General features: G+C 69.2%; 13 protein-coding genes and 1 pseudogene. 9 read left to right on the plus strand and 5 right to left on the minus strand.

The annotated features are described in order from the left end of the window. Positions 1 to 346: 346 nt before the first annotated feature. The 4 genes from KJK29_RS33735 to KJK29_RS33750 all read left to right on the plus strand — a co-directional run bounded on the left by KJK29_RS33735 (position 347) and on the right by KJK29_RS33750 (position 3,038). Positions 347 to 793, plus strand: coding sequence for a hypothetical protein (locus tag KJK29_RS33735; protein ID WP_251057995.1), 447 nt, complete (start codon positions 347 to 349; stop codon positions 791 to 793). Between the two features lie 428 nt (positions 794 to 1,221). Continuing rightward, a complete protein-coding gene (locus tag KJK29_RS33740; RefSeq protein ID WP_251057996.1) occupies positions 1,222 to 1,866 on the plus strand; it encodes a hypothetical protein in 645 nt (214 codons plus the stop codon). Positions 1,867 to 2,100: 234 nt separating this feature from the next. Next, positions 2,101 to 2,316, plus strand: a complete 216-nt coding sequence (locus KJK29_RS33745) for a hypothetical protein (protein WP_215122949.1) — start codon at positions 2,101 to 2,103, stop codon at positions 2,314 to 2,316. Between the two features lie 281 nt (positions 2,317 to 2,597). Beyond that, entirely contained in the window at positions 2,598 to 3,038 is a 441-nt protein-coding gene (locus KJK29_RS33750) for a hypothetical protein (protein WP_215122950.1), read from the plus strand. A gap of 1,035 nt (positions 3,039 to 4,073) precedes the next feature. Here KJK29_RS33750 and KJK29_RS39030 read toward each other — a convergent pair. Continuing rightward, positions 4,074 to 4,230 (minus strand): annotated as a pseudogene (locus KJK29_RS39030) (GNAT family N-acetyltransferase); the annotation flags it as partial. A gap of 122 nt (positions 4,231 to 4,352) precedes the next feature. Here KJK29_RS39030 and KJK29_RS33755 point away from each other — a divergent pair. Then, a complete protein-coding gene (locus KJK29_RS33755) occupies positions 4,353 to 5,312 on the plus strand; it encodes a redoxin family protein (RefSeq protein ID WP_215122951.1) in 960 nt (319 codons plus the stop codon). 153 nt (positions 5,313 to 5,465) lie between these two features. Here KJK29_RS33755 and KJK29_RS33760 read toward each other — a convergent pair whose 3' ends face one another. Next, the gene (locus KJK29_RS33760; protein WP_215122952.1) at positions 5,466 to 6,755 is read right to left on the minus strand and encodes a cellulase-like family protein; all 1,290 of its coding nucleotides are present in this window, start codon (positions 6,753 to 6,755) and stop codon (positions 5,466 to 5,468) included. Between the two features lie 272 nt (positions 6,756 to 7,027). Here KJK29_RS33760 and KJK29_RS33765 point away from each other — a divergent pair, with 272 nt between their 5' ends. Then, entirely contained in the window at positions 7,028 to 9,106 is a 2,079-nt protein-coding gene (locus tag KJK29_RS33765; protein ID WP_215122953.1) for a glycoside hydrolase family 2 protein, read from the plus strand. 57 nt (positions 9,107 to 9,163) lie between these two features. On the opposite strand, the gene KJK29_RS33770 is transcribed toward KJK29_RS33765, so the two are convergent. Genes KJK29_RS33770 through KJK29_RS33780 form a run of 3 tightly spaced genes read right to left on the minus strand, consistent with a single transcriptional unit; the run spans position 9,164 to position 12,392 of the window. Next, positions 9,164 to 10,099, minus strand: a complete 936-nt coding sequence (locus KJK29_RS33770; RefSeq protein ID WP_215122954.1) for a carbohydrate ABC transporter permease — start codon at positions 10,097 to 10,099, stop codon at positions 9,164 to 9,166. Beyond that, positions 10,096 to 11,043 (minus strand): carbohydrate ABC transporter permease, encoded by a 948-nt coding sequence (locus KJK29_RS33775; protein WP_215122955.1) that lies wholly within the window; start codon positions 11,041 to 11,043, stop codon positions 10,096 to 10,098. The genes KJK29_RS33770 and KJK29_RS33775 overlap by 4 nt, the downstream gene beginning before the upstream one ends. Beyond that, a complete protein-coding gene (locus tag KJK29_RS33780) occupies positions 11,040 to 12,392 on the minus strand; it encodes an ABC transporter substrate-binding protein (protein WP_215122957.1) in 1,353 nt (450 codons plus the stop codon). Before KJK29_RS33780 ends, KJK29_RS33775 begins: the two co-directional genes overlap by 4 nt. 214 nt (positions 12,393 to 12,606) lie before the next feature. Between KJK29_RS33780 and KJK29_RS33785 the strand changes: the two genes are divergently transcribed. From KJK29_RS33785 to dgoD, 3 genes are read left to right on the plus strand one after another with little or no spacing between them, the layout of a single operon-like run. Beyond that, positions 12,607 to 13,368 carry an SDR family NAD(P)-dependent oxidoreductase gene (locus tag KJK29_RS33785; RefSeq protein WP_251057997.1) on the plus strand — a complete coding sequence of 254 codons (762 nt, stop codon included), beginning with the start codon at positions 12,607 to 12,609 and terminating at the stop codon, positions 13,366 to 13,368. A gap of 43 nt (positions 13,369 to 13,411) precedes the next feature. Further along, a complete protein-coding gene (locus KJK29_RS33790) occupies positions 13,412 to 14,158 on the plus strand; it encodes a FadR/GntR family transcriptional regulator (protein WP_215122958.1) in 747 nt (248 codons plus the stop codon). Next, on the plus strand, positions 14,155 to 15,300 hold the full coding sequence (gene dgoD / locus KJK29_RS33795; RefSeq protein WP_215122959.1) for a galactonate dehydratase: 1,146 nt from the start codon (positions 14,155 to 14,157) through the stop codon (positions 15,298 to 15,300). Before KJK29_RS33790 ends, dgoD begins: the two co-directional genes overlap by 4 nt. The last annotated feature ends 34 nt before the right edge of the window (positions 15,301 to 15,334 follow it).

Below are 15,334 nucleotides of genomic sequence, written 5' to 3' on the forward strand. Positions count from 1 at the left end.
TGGCCGTAAGCGGCGTTCGGTTGAGTGCCACGGAGCGGACGGAGGCGCTGGAGGGGGCCAGCAGCATCGGGGTGAAGGTTCCGTCCTCAGCGTCGTGAGTGAGGGCCCTGTGCCGTAGCCGATGGATTGTCCATCCGTCCAGGTCCTCGATGCCGTCGGGTGAGGCGAGGGGGTGCCCCTACGTCTTTGGGGCAAGACATCTCAGGCGATCGACAAGTTGAGTCGTCTGCCTGAACCGCGTGAGGGAAAGCGGGGGTGCGCCTCATCGGTCTGCGTACGTCAACATGGTCTGCCGGGCGGAAAGGTGGCGGCCGGATGGGGCGATCGATGGGTGAGGGTGGGGTCCGTGGATCAGAGCGAAGACAGGATCTTGGCTGATGAGCTCGCTGCTCTTGGCGCGGTGGGCGGGGGTAGTGGTCTCTTGGTCCGGGTGGTGGCCAAGCTGATGAGGAAAGACGTCCATGAGATCGACCTGCTTGTTCCCTTGCCGTTCGACGACGCGGTGGAGCGCGTCTCCGGTGTGCTCAACGGGGCGGGCCGCGCAGTCGAGACCCTGTCAGTTGGCTCTGGCGAGGACGAGACGATCCGCGTTGTCGCCAGAGGCGGTGTCGGCGGTCTGAATCCCGTTGTGGTGACCGCGCGAGTGCTCAAGGCCAATGAGGCCAGCTCGGAAGTCTGGCTTCGTGCAGCTGCCAAAGAGGGGCTGATCAGACAGCGAGCTGGACAGAAGACCGCCGTCCGTCTCGCCGCCCAGCTGAGCAAGGCAACCGGAGCGGACAGGGCGTACGGGTGAGCTGCAGGTCAGCGTGACGCGGCCGTTCGCGGCCCGAGGTCGTGGGTACGCTCGGCGCCGACCACGAGGAGAGCGGCATCGGCCGAGGCGTCGATCAGCAGGGTGCGCGCGGGGCGGCCATCGACAGTGCGTCGGCGCACCCGTCGGCCGGGTTCTCCCCGGCCGGCGCATGAAGCCCGGCTTCCAGGTCCTCGACGGCGTGCTACTCGTGCGCACGGGCGGGTTCACCGGTGAACGGAAGGTCCACGGGCCCGAAGGTCCCCCGCACCGGGGCCGAACAGCCCCGGCAGGGCTTCGATGAGCCACCTAGGACCTGTCCGGCCGATCATGCATCTGATCCGAGCACCGGTCTGATCCGGGAGGTCGGGAACGGGAGACGCGCCGGGCCAGGGATACTTGGCGCGCCGCACCTGGTAGAACACTGACACGTGGGTATCCAGGAGCGCGAACGCAAGATGTACCGGCCGCTGTGGCGGGCCGGCCTGGAGGTGATCCCGGACGCCGTGCCGGACGGCACGATGCCGTTCGTCTCCGGATATCGTCCCGAGGACATCGTCGGCGGCTTCTCCCACCGGTACGAAACCCCACGGCTCGTCGAGCGTCTCAACGAGGACTGGCATGACCTGGCGGTCTCCTCGGGCCTTTTCGACCACCGGCGCGAGTTCCTCGTCCTGCTTCCTCACGGCACCTGCACGCACCAGGCCGTCCTGCCGAAGGAGAACCCGCACTACGGCCGCCGTGCCCCATCGCGGGTCTGGACCCGGGTCCGGCTCCTTGACCGCTGGGACATCATGGGTCGGGGTGCGGCATCGGCGTTCCTCGGCATACGTGCGGGCCACCCGGGTTTCGGCATGATGGCGCTCGACAGCAGCGTGTACATGAGCTGCTCGACGGGCGAGATCGGGGTCGACGTGAGGGTGGTGGCTCACCCGGCCCGCTCCGAGAACATCCTGCAGGACCTGGAATGGTACGCACATTGGGACTATCCGCTCGCCGACAGGGAGTTGCAGAAGCGGATCGCTGCCTGGCTCGCGGGCCGTGCACTGGGGACCGCCAGCTGTTCCGACCGATGACCACGCGGCCCTCGGCAGCGAGGCCGACACGAGCGACATCAACACGACGTGACCTCGCCCGAGCCGCCCGGCGCGGCCGGGGCGCCGGATCAGGTACCGCCGGAGCGCTCAGTGCCCTACCCGCGATGAGGGCGGTCGCAGCCATTCGAGGAAGAGCAAGCCGCAAGCGGCGAGTACACCGAGTCGTCCGTACCGGCGGCCCTGCGCGGCGCGTACGGCGAATTCGCTCCCTCGATGCGCTTCGACGATCTGGCCGCCGCTATTGCCGGGCTCGGCTGCTCGGTCGAACCCGAACCGGATGAGGACGGCACGGCTGAGGACATTCACCGCTACCGGGTGCCCGAGTCCGGCGTGAGAATCTTCGTCCGCGCGGACGAACATTCCCAGGGGCAGGCGGGTGTGGTCTGGAGCCTCAGCGTGTCTCCCGCGTGGTGGCGCGAGGCGGGCTGATCCGGCCCTCGGGGGCAGCCGCGCCACCGTCTGGGCGGCGCACCCTTTCGGCGTGGTCGGTTCCGAGGTCTGCGCGACCTCGGAGCCGGCTGCCTCGGGCGCAGAGCCGCGGGCTGCGGCCTGGCGGGATTGCGTAGGCCGGACCTTCGTACGCTCTCAGGATGCTGCTGCAGCGCTCACCGGCCGATGAACCGCGTCGTGCCCGGAGCGCGGGTGGTCATGTACTGGCGGCTGTCAGAGGGGGGCATGCTCCACACCCACACCCTCGGGGGGAGAAGAGCATGATTACGTCGGTGACCGCTATCGGTGGTCTGTTGGGCCTGATCGTGTCGTTGGTGTTCCTCGCCGTACAGACACGTGCGGTTTCGAAGCAGGTGGCGGCAAGCAACAACCTCGCCGGGACTCAGTCCCTCGATCACACGTTCGCGGGCTTGCGTGAAGTCCACTTCAAGATGCTGGAGTACCCCGGCATGCGGGCGTACTTCTACGAAGGTCATCCCCTGCCTACCCAGGAACCGGACCGCGAGCGGGTCCTGATCATTGCCGACTCGCTGGCAGATGTACTGGACAGTGGCATCCAAGTGACCAGGCGCATCCCGCAGAACGAGTCCGAGGAGGACTGGGCTTCGTACTGCCGGTACCTGCTGGAGCGCAGTCCAACCCTCCGAGCTGTCGTGTCGGAGCACCCCAAGTGGTGGCCAGACCTGGCGGCTCTCTCCTGATGGCTGCAACGCCCGCGTCCAGACTTTGATCATGAGGCGATCGAGCGGCCCTCGTTCGAGTCGAACTGACCCGTGCGGGCGGTTCTCGGTTTCAGGCGTGCACCCTCGCCGGGCGTTCGCGCCCCCGCCTCGTGGGCGGTGCTGCCGGGTGACATGACGGCCTGCCCGTGGTCTGAGGCGTCATCCTGCCCTGGTGGCACGACGGGTCGATGAGGGGCGGCGACACGGGGAAGGGCCTGTCAGTTTCACGTGACAGGGCGTGACTTGGGTCATAGTCGTGCAGCTGCATGGCCATGGCGTGTTTGCGTAAATCGTGGCGCCCGGCGCGCTCGGTGAGAAAGGGAGTCCCCCCCATGGCTCCGACCCCGATCAAGCCTGGCATCTACCAAATCCGCGCCCACATCATCGGCCCCACCAGCCTGTTGTCGGCCACCGAACAGCCGTCGAGCACGGTGCCCCCGTCGCCGAGGACAAGCTCTTCGTCAACACCGTGCCGCGCGCCGACTGGGCGAAGTTCACCTTGAAAGGGTCATCGGCGGAATCAAGATCCTCTCGGACAAGGGGCTCGCTCTGCGCACCGGGCACCGCGGCGCCCAGATCCAACTCGCCTATCCCAAGCCCGAGTTCCAGGAGACCTGGACCCTGGAATACCAGAACCCGATCCCCACGGAGTAACACGCGACCTCGGAGGGCCGACGCACGACCGTCGGCCCTCATCCCGTGTCCCTCACGCCACGTTGTCACAGGACTGGAAGGCCCAACCCGCTGCCCATGCCGCGCCCGACTCGTATGAGCTCCACGCGTGGCTGGCCGCCTCTCCGAACCCCACCCGGCCTGACACCACGCGGGCGAGGCTGAGCGGCCACATACGGGCCGACCTACGGCCTCAGGGCACCCTGCGAACCCCGAGGCGTTGGTCACCGGCCGGTCAACCGGGAAGGGCGCGGTCCGGCCTGTACGGGGGAGCAGGTCCGCCCGCCGCGCGCCGCCAGTGTCGCCGGTCCGATGAGCGCAGCCCGGCAGCGACAACCAGTCCAGAGCCCTGCATGCCTGCGAGGCGACACCCCGCCCGCGGGCCGTGGACGTGGTCCAGTACGAAACCCAGCCGGTGGAATGGCGCCGATCGACGGCACCAACGGCGACGTTCTCCGAGTACGGCGCCTCCTTTGCCAACCACGGCGAAGGCCGCCCCCGCGTCCCATCTCTCCGTCCACACCGAAATCCAACCTTCGCCTGCGGGTCGTGGAGGCATCCCCACAAAGCGCTTGACCTTACCCTCAAGGGCAAGGTTTAGCGTTCTTCGAGGTGAGAGGCATGCGGATCGGTGAGCTGGCCGCGCGAGCGGGTGTGACGACCAAGGCGGTGCGCTACTACGAATCGCTGGGGCTGCTCACGCCGGTGCGGTTGGCCAACGGCTATAGGGACTACGACGAGTACGACGTACGGCTCACGCAGGAGATCCGGGCGCTGTGCCGCCTCGGCATCCCTGTCGAGGCGACACGGCCGTTTCTGGAATGCCTGGCTCTGGGGCACCGGCACGCGGACGACTGTCCGGCCGCGCTGGCCGGGTACCGGGACGCCATTGATGAGCTCACGCAGCGGATCGAGGGCCTCACCGCCCGCCGGGCGGTGCTGGTGGCGCAGCTGCACGAGGCCGCTCACCGCAACAGCCGATTCTCACCGGCCAACGGAGAGGAACCGATGACCGACTACACGAGCCTGCCTGCCGACCTGCCCGTTCCCGAGGACGACGGCGCTGCTGCCCACCTGCGCGGGGCGAGAATGCCGCAGCTGGAACTCCATGCCACCGACGGCGCCACAATCAGCCTTGAGGCGCTGGGTGCAGGTCGCACGGTGCTCTACATCTACCCGCTGACGGGCCGCCCCGGTACCGATCTGCCCGAGGGCTGGGACTCCATCCCCGGCGCCCGTGGCTGCACCGCCGAGGCGTGCGGCTTCCGCGACCACCATCAGGACCTGCTCGCGGCCGGCGCGACCCAGGTGTACGGCCTCTCCAGCCAGGACAGCGACTACCAACGTGAGGTCACCGAGCGGCTCCGCCTCCCATTCCAGATGCTGTCCGACCCCGCATGGAGCTTGGCCCGGGCACTGGACCTTCCCACATTCACCACAAGCGGGTTGACGCTGTACAAGCGGCTCACGCTGATCATCAAGGACAACGTGATCGAGCATGTTTTCTACCCGATCTTTCCGCCGGACAAGCACGCCGACCACGTCCTGGCTTGGCTCAGCGACAACGCCCACCGGCCTTGATGCATCGGTAGAGCTGTTGGCGATGATCATGGTTCGGTCGGGGCAAGGGCGCTGACCCGCAGGGTGTAGCCCGGTTTCCTGGGATGGCCCAGGGCGACCAACTCGGTGGCCACGTGTCGCAGTACCGCGGCCCCGCCAGCCGGCTCGTCGGGTTCAGCCGGCGGTGACGCGGGCGTTGACCCGTCGCATCCAGTCGCTGTCGGTGAGCCACATGGGGTGATGGGGGGCCGCGTTGGAGGTGAGGACGACGCCGTGGAAGCCTGCCGCGAGGCAGCGGTCGACGACGAACTCCGCCAGGTCCTTGCCGACGGCGTCCTCCTCGAAGCGCGTCAGAAGAGGGGTGTATCCCACGACGCCTTCGCCGAGGAATGCGGGGACGCCGCGGCGCCGGGCGAAAGCGGCGACGGAGTCGACCCACAGGGCCAGGGTCTCCCGCATGGCCTGCCGGTGCGACTGGTAGTTCTCGTAGAGCCACAGGTCCCAGCGGTCGGGGTCGACCCAGTCGTGTACGTAGAACAGTTCGCGCGGAATCCCGGTGGCCTGCAGCCGCCAGGGCTCGTCGGGGTGGTAGTCGGCGAAGGCGGGCGCGTCGGGGCGCAGCATGCCGGCCAGTTCGGGAGTGGGCCAGGCGGCTGTTTCGGGCGCCGCCTCCGTGCCGTGCCCGAGCCCGACAGCCTCGTAGAGCGCGCCGAGCACGCCGTAGACGTAGAAGTGGAAGTGCGCGTTCTGCGCCTGCTCCGGCAGGTCGTCGATCTCGTCGGGCCAGGGCTCTCCCAGTGAGTACGTGACGGGGATGGCGGGATGGCGTGCCCGCAGCAGGTCCACGGCCCGGCTGAGCGGGTCGCGGAGCCGGGCGTAGTGGGAGGTGGTGCCGTCGCCCGGTACGAGGGAGCAGTTGTCGACCTCGTTGTGCACCTCGACGTAGGCGACCTGGTCGGCCAGGCCGCGCTCGGTGAGGAAGTCCAGCAGTCCGGCCAGTGCTTCGGCCATCACCTCGGCTCGGTCCGGGCCGGGGATCGCGGCCAGGGCGCGGTGCCAGGCGTCGGTGTCGGCGAAGCTCGGGGACTGCTGGTACTCCCACGAGGACACGATCACCCGGCAGTCGTGCCGGGCGGCCGCCTCGAACAGGTCGACCAGCCGCCTCAGGCCGTCCAGCGGGTAGCCGCCGCTGACGTTGTACCAGCGGGTGCGTTGTCCGAACTCTTTGCCCAGGCCGCGGACCTGGATGGATTCCGGGTTCGGGACACGTCCGGAGAAGAGCAGAAAGGGCATGGCGCAGATCCGGACGGTGTTGAAGCCGCGCTCCACCGTCTCGGCGAAGGCGCGGTCCAGGTCGGCGAACGGCTCGCCGGGGCCTGCCTGCGTGTACCAGCTGAAGTCCCAGAGGGTGATGGCGAGCCGGTCGCCGCTCTCGCCCGTAGTGGCCTGTCGGTGTGCGGTCATGAGGTCACCCGTCGTTCGCGTGCGGTGAGGAATGGTGGCGGGGCCGGTGCCGGTGCGAGCCCGGCTGTCTTGGTCACGGCGCTGCTGTGCCGTGCGGCCGCGCTCCGGCGGCTGCACGGCATCACGCTACATGAATTCATTATTTATGAATATTCCCTTGACGGTGTTCGTGGAGCTGATCAGGCTCTTGGGGCAATGGACACGTGCGTGCCGCTCAGCCGCCGTGCGAACCCAGTCCGCCGCGCGGACGGTGACCGAGGGAGTTCTCCGTCATGACCGATCCCATCCACCCGCCACAGGGGCGCCCCCGGAAGGCCGCCCACCCGTCCCGGCGCAGTGTCGTCGCCGCACTCGGCGCCGTCGGCTGCGTCGCCCTGCCCGCCTGGCCGGACACGGCGCGGGCCGCGGACCGTGCGGCCTCGGCAGCGCAGGACGGCCCGGTGCTCGACACCCATCCGGCCACCGAACCGTCCGGCACGCACGTGCGCGAGGTCGCCGGCACCAACGTGGTCTTCCAGTACGGCGCGGTGCTCCCCGCGTTCGACGGCTGGCGCACGCATGAGCCCACCCGCGAGTACCTGTCCCTGGACAAGCGCTGGCGCTTCCGCTTCGACCCCGGCAACAAGGGCCTCGACGAGGGCTGGCAGTCCCCGCGCTTCGACGACCGGGCGTGGGGCCGCATCGACGTCCCGTCGGCCTGGGACCTGCTCGACACGCCCGGATTCGCCTCGGAGACCGGCAGATTCGGCAAGGGCACCGCGTTCGCCGACGGCTACGCCTGGTACCGCACCACCGTCGACGTTCCCGGCTCCTGGCGGGCCCGCCATGTGCGCATGGCCTTCCTGGCCGCCGGCTACAGCGCCGAGGTCTGGCTCGACGGCACCCACCTCGGCAAGCACGAGGGCGCCAATTCCCCGTTCGCGCTTCCGGTGGGCAAGGCGCTCAAGCCGGGAACCCGGCAGACGATCGCGGTGCGGGTGTTCCGCAGGGCGACCTACACCGACTACACGGCCTCGCCCGGGCAGCCGGTCACCGACGACCACGAGATCCCGTACAAGCCGGTCGACTACTGGCCCTACGCCGGCCTGACCAGGTCCGCCTGGATCGAGGCGGTCCCACGGGTCACCATCGCCAAGCTGCTCGTGACCGGTGCGAACGGGAGACTCGAGGCGCGGGCGGTGATCGAGAATCACGGTCCCGCCGACTTCGACGGTTCTCTGACGCTGGATGCCGGCCGGGGGAGTGGTGCGCGGCCGACCGTGGTCACGGCCCGCATACCGGCCCGGTCGGCCGGCGTCGTGCGCGTCTCGGTCCCCGTGCCCCGCGCGCCACGGTGGAGTCCGGCCTCGCCGCACACGCTCACGGCGCGCGCCACCCTGACCGCCAGGAAGCCCGGGGGGCCGCGTGTGGACACCCTGTCCACACGCTACGGCGTGCGTGACCTGTCGGTGGCGGACGGGCAACTGCGGCTGAACGGCAGGCCTCTGTTCCTCAAGGGTCTCAACTGGCACGAGGAGACCGGCGCCCACGGGCGGGCCATGACGCGCGCCGCGTACGACAAGGAGCTGGGCCACATCACGGAAGTGGGCGCCAACTTCGTCCGCAACTGCGTCTACAACCGCCACCCGTACGTCTACGACTGGGCGGACGAGCACGGAGTGCTCGTGATGGACGACGTCGACACCATGTGGCTCAACACGGCCCAGGAGAAGCTGCAGACCGAACGCTACGGACTCGCCCGGGCACTGGCCCTGACGATGGCGTGGAACCAGCACAACCACCCGTCGGTGATCCTGTGGTGTCTGCAGAACGAGTCGGAGATCGACGCCGACGGCGCCCCCGTCTACCGTGCCTGGCTCGCCGACATGAAGGCGGCCGTGAAGGCGGTCGATCTCACCGCCCGGCCGGTGACGTGGGCCTCCAACACCAGCAACGACCCCGCCTTCGACCTGGCCGACGTGATCGGGTTCAACGAGTATTTCGGCTACTTCTACGGCAAGGACGCCGACCTCGGCCCGACGCTGGACGCGGTGCACGCGAAGTACCCCGGCAAGCCGATCCTGATCACCGAGAACGGCACCTGGTCGGATGCCGGCAATCACGGCCCGAGCACCACCCAGGGCACTGAGGAGTGGCAGGCGGCGAGCTTCACCGCCCACTGGAATCAAGTGGCCGAGCGCAGCGAGTTCGTCGCCGGCTTCACTTACTGGGTCCTGAAGGACTACAAGCAGCGGGCCGGGTACAACCAGGACCACAACGGCATCTCCGTCATGGGCCTGCTCACCTTCGGCGAGGAGCGGCCCAAGCTCGTCCACGAGACGTTCCGGAAGGCGGTCAACCCCAGGCCGTAGAAGGCAAGACAGTGGCGCGGGCCCGGCGATGAAACGCCGGGCACGCGCCACCGTGCGTCAGCCCTTGACGCTGCCCTGGGTCAGACCCGAACGCCAGTAGCGCTGCAGGACGAGCATCGCTGCGGCCAGTGGAAGGATCGAGAGGAACGCGCCGCCCACCGTGAGCTGGTAGAGCTCGGGAGTGCGGTCGGCCGCCGTCTGCCAGGTGGTCAGGCCCAGCGTGATGGGGTACTTCCGGTCGTCGGAGAGCATCACCAGCGGCAGGAAGTAGTTGTTCCAGATACCGACGAACTGGAACAGGAAAACGGTCACCAGCGCGGGCGTCATCGTGCGCAGGACGAGGGTGCCGAAGATCCGCCACTCGCCGGCGCCGTCCACCCGTGCCGCCTCCAGCATCTCCGCCGGTACCGCGGCCTCCGCGTAGATCCGGCACAGATACACGCCGAACGGGCTGACCATGCTGGGGATCAGCACGGCCCAGTACGTATTGGCCAGGCCCGCCTTGCTGAACAGCAGGTACATCGGCAGGGCGAGCGTGGTGCTGGGGAGCAGCACACCGGCGAGCACGGCCTTGAAGACGGCCTCCCGCCCGCGGAAGCGGTAGACGGCGAGGGCGTATCCGGCTGCCCCCGCCAGCAGGGTGGCCAGTGCGCCGCCCACTCCCGCGTACAGGACGCTGTTGAAGGTCCAGCTCCAGAAGATGCCGTCGCTGTAGGAGAAGACCTTCGACAGGTTGTCCAGCCACTGCGGGTCGGAGAACCACAGTCCGAAGGTGCCGAAGAGGCCGGCGCTGCTCTTGGTGGAGGCCACCACCAGCCAGTAGACGGGCAGCAGGAAGTACAGGGCTGCGATGGTCAGGAGCGCGACGAGCAGGATCCGAGAGGGCTTCACTCCGCGACGCGGCCTGCCGTCACGGCGCGTTCCGGCGGTCTGTGAGGTGTGGGCGGACGCGGCCGGCACGGGCTTCTCGGCGGGAGGTGTGGACACGCTCACCGGGCATCCCTTCTTTCCTTGCGGTTCACCAGGCTGAGGAAGCCGAAGGACAGCACGCTCGCCACCAGGGCGAGGATCACCGACTCGGCCGCGGCGAGGTAGATGTTGTTGTTGGCGAACGCCTCGTTGTAGGCGCTCAGGTTCGGTGTGTACGAGTTGGTGACCGTCGAGGTCAGTGGCTTGATGACCAGCGGTTCGGCGAACAGTTGCAGCGTTCCGATGATGGAGAACACGCCGGTGAGCACCAGGGCCGGCCGGGCCAGGGGCAGCTTGATCCGGACAGCCGTCTGCCAGGTACTCGCCCCGTCGATGCGGGCGGCCTCGTAGAGCTCCTGGGGGATCGCCTTGAGCTGGGCGACGATCACCAGCATGTTGTAGCCGGCGAACTCCCAGATCACGATGTTGGCGATCGACCAGAGCACGTTGTCGTATCCGAGGAAGTCGGGCGCGAGACCGACCTTGCCGAGCAGGTCGACGATGGGGCTCACTCCGGGCACGTAGAGGAAGCCCCACAGGATCGACGCGATGACGCCGGGCACGCCGTAGGGCAGGAAGTAGGCGGCGCGCAGGATGCCCGCCCAGCGGTGGGAGAGCGTGTCGAGCGCCAGGGCCAGCGCCGTGGACAGCAGCAGCATCACGGGGATCTGCACGAGCCCGAAGAGCAGCACCCGCGCGAAGCTCTCCAGGAAGGCCGACTGCTGCAGCGCGAGGGCGTAGTTGTCCAGTCCGGCGAAGCCGAGAGTGGCCGGGCCGAGGCCCAGCGGACCGGAGCGGACCGGTGTGAGCAGGCTCTGGTAGACGGCGTAGCCGAGCGGGAGGACGAAGGTGAACAGGAAGAGGGCGACGAAGGGGAGCAGGAAGCCCCATGCCGCCCGGTCGGGGCGGGCGGAGCGCCGGCTGCCGCCCGGTGCGGACGTCGTCCTCCGGCTGGTCGTTGTGCTCATCGCGCGCTCCTCGCCTTCAGACCCTTGGCCAGCAGGTTGTCCACGGTCCGTTTCTGGGCGATGGCCAGCGACCCGGCGAGGCTGCCGTCTCCGGCGATCGAAGCGCCGAAGGCATCCTGGAGTTGGGCGAAGTCGGCGTCCGTGGTGGGAGACCACTTCCAGGAGGTGTCGATGGTCCGATCGGACACGGTGAACACGTCGTTGTAGCGCTGTCCGCCGAAGAACGGGTCGGGCTTGTCGAGTGCCGATCCGCGGAAGATGCCCGTGGCGGCGGGCCAGCCGTAGCCGACGGAGATGTTCAGGTCGACGGCCTTGCGGTCGGTGTTGATCCAGTGCGCGAACCGCAGCGCCTCACGCGGGTGGCGGGTTCCCTGCAGGATCGCGGTGGACGAACCGCCCCAGTTGGCGGAGGCATTCTGCCCCGCCTTCCACTGGGGCAGCAGGGCGACCCGCCACTTCCCCGCGGTGCCCGGCGCATTGCCGCGCAGCAGGGCGTCGCCCCACTGAGGTCCGACCCAGGCGGCGATCTTTCCGGTCTGGACATGCTTGTACCAGGCGCTGGACATGTCGGGTTCGACGAAGACGAGGTCGTCGCGGACCATTCGCTCCCAGTAGTCCGCGACCTCGCGGGAGAGGTCGTTGTCCATGTCGGCGATCCAGGTGTCGCCCTCGGTGCGCACCCACCGGGCGCCGCGCTGCCAGCACATCGCGGCGAACCAGGTGGGCTGGTTGGGTGCGAACGCGCACAGCCGGGCGCCGTTGCCGCGGGCCTTGACCACGCGGGCGGCCTGCTCGAACTCGGCCCAGGTCGTGGGTGTTTCGATGCCCCACTTCGCGAAGAGGTCCCGCCGGTAGAAGAGACCCATCGGGCCGGACGCCTGAGGGACGGTGTAGACCTTGCCGTCGAAGACGCCCTGCTGCCACTGCCACGGCACATAGCTGTCGCGCAGTTCGTCAGCACCGTAGTCACTCAGGTTCGTCAGGCCGTTGACCAGCATGAAGCCGGGAAGCTCGTGGTACTCGACCTGCGCCAGGTCCGGAGGGTTCCCGGCCGTCAGCGAGGAGTGCATCTTCTGGTAGCCGCCCTGAACGTTCGCGGGGATGGTCTGCATCTCGACCTGGATGTCGGGGTGCGTCCGGTTCCACAAGTCGACGGTCTTCTGCATCGGTACCCACGTCCAGAAGACGAGCTTGACCTTCTGGCCGCGGCGCGTGGGTGCCTGCCTGGTCGTGCGGGCGGCCCCGACGGCCTCGCCGCAGGCGGTCAGAGCCGGGGCGGCTGCCAGCGCCGCGGCCGTTCCGGCCCCCCACCGGAGAACGGCTCTCCGCGATGGTGCTGAGGTGTCCATGTGTGTCCCTTTGCTCTACGGCTTGCGCGCCTGGACCTGCCGCGACGGCCTCCGACCACAGGTCGGTGCGGCCGGCCGTGCTGTGTGGTGCGTGCCGGTCAGTCTTGGAGCGCCGAGCAGCCCCGTCAAGATATATGCATTATTAATTGAAAGAGCTATCCTGGGTCCAGGGCACCGACTCATGGGGCCGGGCAGTCGAAGGGGAGAGCGCACGATGACGGGATGCCGCAGGATGGCGGGGCGGGTGGCGGTGATCACCGGCGCGGCGCACGGGATCGGAGCGGCCACGGCGCGCAGGCTCGCGGCTGAAGGCGCGGCGATCGTGGTCACGGACGTGGACGACGTGGCGGGCAAGGCGGTCGCGGGAGCCATCGCGGACGACGGCGGGAGCGCGGAGTACGTCCGCTGTGACGTGACCTCGGCCGCCGACTGGGAGAACCTGGCCCGCCACGTCGACGAGCGTCACGGCCGGCTGGACGTGCTGCACAGCAACGCCTTCGCTCAACTGAACAAGCCCGCCCACGAACTGAGCGAGGCGGAGTGGGACGGTCAGATGGCCGTGCTGCTCAAGCCGGCCTGGCGGGCGATGAAGACCTTCGCGGTCCCGCTGCGTGAAGCGTCGGGCTCCGTCATCCTCACTTCCTCCGTGCACGCGGTCATCGGCCTGCCCGGCCACGCCGCCTACGCCGCGGCGAAGGGCGCGCTGTGCTCGCTGGGGCGGCAGCTGGCCGTCGAGTACGGGCCGGACATCCGGGTCAACACCGTGCTGCCCGGCCCCATCCTCACCGCCGCCTGGGACGGGATACCGGAAGCCGACCGGGCGCTCAGCGTGGCGGCCACGGCCGCCAAGCGCTTCGGCATGCCCGAGGAAGTGGCCTCCGCCGTCGCCTTCCTGGCATCACAGGACGCGTCGTACGTGACCGGCGCGAGCCTCGTGGTCGATGGAGGATGGAGTGTCATGAAGGAGTCCTCGTGAACGGCGCGCACAGCGGTTCTGGACCTGAACGGAAACGGAGAACGTGGTGACCCATCCCGGTAAGGGGCTGCACGGCCAGGCCGTGGAGGAGCTGGGCCGGCGCATCATCCGCGGCGACTACCCTCCGGGCTCCGTGGTGGACCCGGTCGGACTGGAGACGGAACTCGGGGTCAGCAAGACCGTGGTCCGCGAGGCGATGCGGGTGCTGGCGTCCAAGGGCCTGCTGGAGTCGAAGCAGAAGCGCGGTACGACCATCCGGCCCCGGGCCGACTGGAACCTGCTCGACAGTGATCTGCTGCGCTGGCAGGGCAGCAGCGCTCCGACGGAGGGCTTCCTGGAGGACCTCGCCGAGGTCCGCGCGATCGTCGAGCCCGCCGGGGCCCGGCTCGCCGCGGGCCGCCGCACCGACGCCGACCTGGACGCGATGCGGCGGGCGCTGGACGCGATGGCGGCGGCGGGGACGGACGCGGACGCCATGGTCGAGGCGGACCTGGCCTTCCACCGTGCCCTGCTGGATGCCGCGCACAACGAACTCCTGAGCCGCATGGAGGTCGTCATCGAGGCCGGGCTGCGCGTCCGCGACCGGATCGTGCACGGCGCCCGGCACTTCTCCGACTCCATACCCGTGCACCGGGAACTGCTGGACGCGGTCGAGGCGGGCGACCCGGACGCCGCCGTGGCCGCCGTCGCATCACTCCTGGCCCAGGCGTCCCAGGACCTGGCGGCCGTGCAGTCGCAGGACACCTTCGACGAAGCCGACACCGACGCCGTGCCGGAGGAAACTCCTTGAAGATAACCGGACTTGAGACGTTCCTGGTCGCCCCGCGCTGGCTGTTCCTGCGCATCGCCACCGACGAGGGCATCACCGGCTGGGGCGAGCCCGTGGTCGAGGGACGCGCCGACACCGTGCGCGCCGCCGTCCACGAGCTGGCCGACTACCTCGTCGGCCGCGACCCGCTGCGTATCGAGGACCACTGGCAGGTTCTCACCAAGGGCGGCTTCTACCGTGGCGGGCCCATCCTCTCCAGCGCCGTCGCCGGCATCGACCAGGCCCTGTGGGACATCGCCGGCAAGACCTACGGCGCTCCCGTGCACCGTCTCCTCGGCGGCCCGGTGCGGGACCGCGTGCGGATGTACGCCTGGATCGGGGGCGACCGGCCGAGTGACGTGGCGGAGCTGGCCGAGGAGCAGATGAAGGCGGGCTTCACCGCCGTGAAGATGAACGCCTCGGCCGAACTCGCCCCGATCGACACCCCGGCCCGCACCGCCGAGGTCGTCGAACGCGTCGCGGCCGTCCGCGAGGTGCTCGGCGACGAGTGGGACATCGCCGTCGACTTCCACGGCCGTGTCTCCACCGCCATGTCACGCCGTCTGCTGCCCCTCCTCGAACCCCTGCACCCGCTGTTCGTCGAGGAACCCGTCCTGCCGGAACACTCGGGCCACCTGCGCAGCCTCGTCGAGTCCACGAGCATCCCGCTCGCGACCGGCGAACGCCTCTACTCCCGCTGGGACTTCCGCGAGGTACTGGCCAGCGGCATCGCCGTCGCCCAGCCCGACCTGTCGCACGCCGGCGGCATCTCCGAGGTCCGCCGCATCGCGGCCATGGCCGAGACGCACGACGTCGCCATGGCTCCGCACTGCCCCCTCGGCCCGATCGCCCTGGCCGCGAGTCTGCAGATCGCCTTCTCCGTGCCGAACTTCCTCATCCAGGAGCAGAGCATGGGCATCCACTACAACCAGCAGTGCGACCTGCTGGAGTACGTGATGGACCCCGAGCCCTTCCGCTTCGAGGACGGCTACGCCGCCCGGGGGTCCCGCCCCGGGCTCGGCGTCGAGATCGACGAGAAGGCCGTACGCCGCGCCGCCGAGACCGGGCACCGCTGGCGCAACCCCGTATGGCGGGGCGCCGACGGGGCGTTCACCGAATGGTGAAGCCCCGCCTTGAACTTCGCACCGCAGGAGAACC

Source organism: Streptomyces koelreuteriae (assembly GCF_018604545.1).
In the GTDB taxonomy this organism is placed as follows: domain Bacteria; phylum Actinomycetota; class Actinomycetes; order Streptomycetales; family Streptomycetaceae; genus Streptomyces; species Streptomyces koelreuteriae.

Excerpts from the sequence above, each read along its gene's own strand:
- KJK29_RS33745 (WP_215122949.1), top strand. The coding sequence starts at position 2,101 with ATGCGCTTCGACGATCTGGCCGCCGCTATTGCCGGGCTCGGCTGCTCG.
- KJK29_RS33750 (WP_215122950.1), top strand. The coding sequence starts at position 2,598 with ATGATTACGTCGGTGACCGCTATCGGTGGTCTGTTGGGCCTGATCGTG.
- KJK29_RS33755 (WP_215122951.1), top strand. The coding sequence starts at position 4,353 with ATGCGGATCGGTGAGCTGGCCGCGCGAGCGGGTGTGACGACCAAGGCG.
- KJK29_RS33760 (WP_215122952.1), bottom strand. The coding sequence starts at position 6,755 with ATGACCGCACACCGACAGGCCACTACGGGCGAGAGCGGCGACCGGCTC.
- KJK29_RS33765 (WP_215122953.1), top strand. The coding sequence starts at position 7,028 with ATGACCGATCCCATCCACCCGCCACAGGGGCGCCCCCGGAAGGCCGCC.
- KJK29_RS33775 (WP_215122955.1), bottom strand. The coding sequence starts at position 11,043 with ATGAGCACAACGACCAGCCGGAGGACGACGTCCGCACCGGGCGGCAGC.
- KJK29_RS33780 (WP_215122957.1), bottom strand. The coding sequence starts at position 12,392 with ATGGACACCTCAGCACCATCGCGGAGAGCCGTTCTCCGGTGGGGGGCC.
- KJK29_RS33785 (WP_251057997.1), top strand. The coding sequence starts at position 12,607 with ATGACGGGATGCCGCAGGATGGCGGGGCGGGTGGCGGTGATCACCGGC.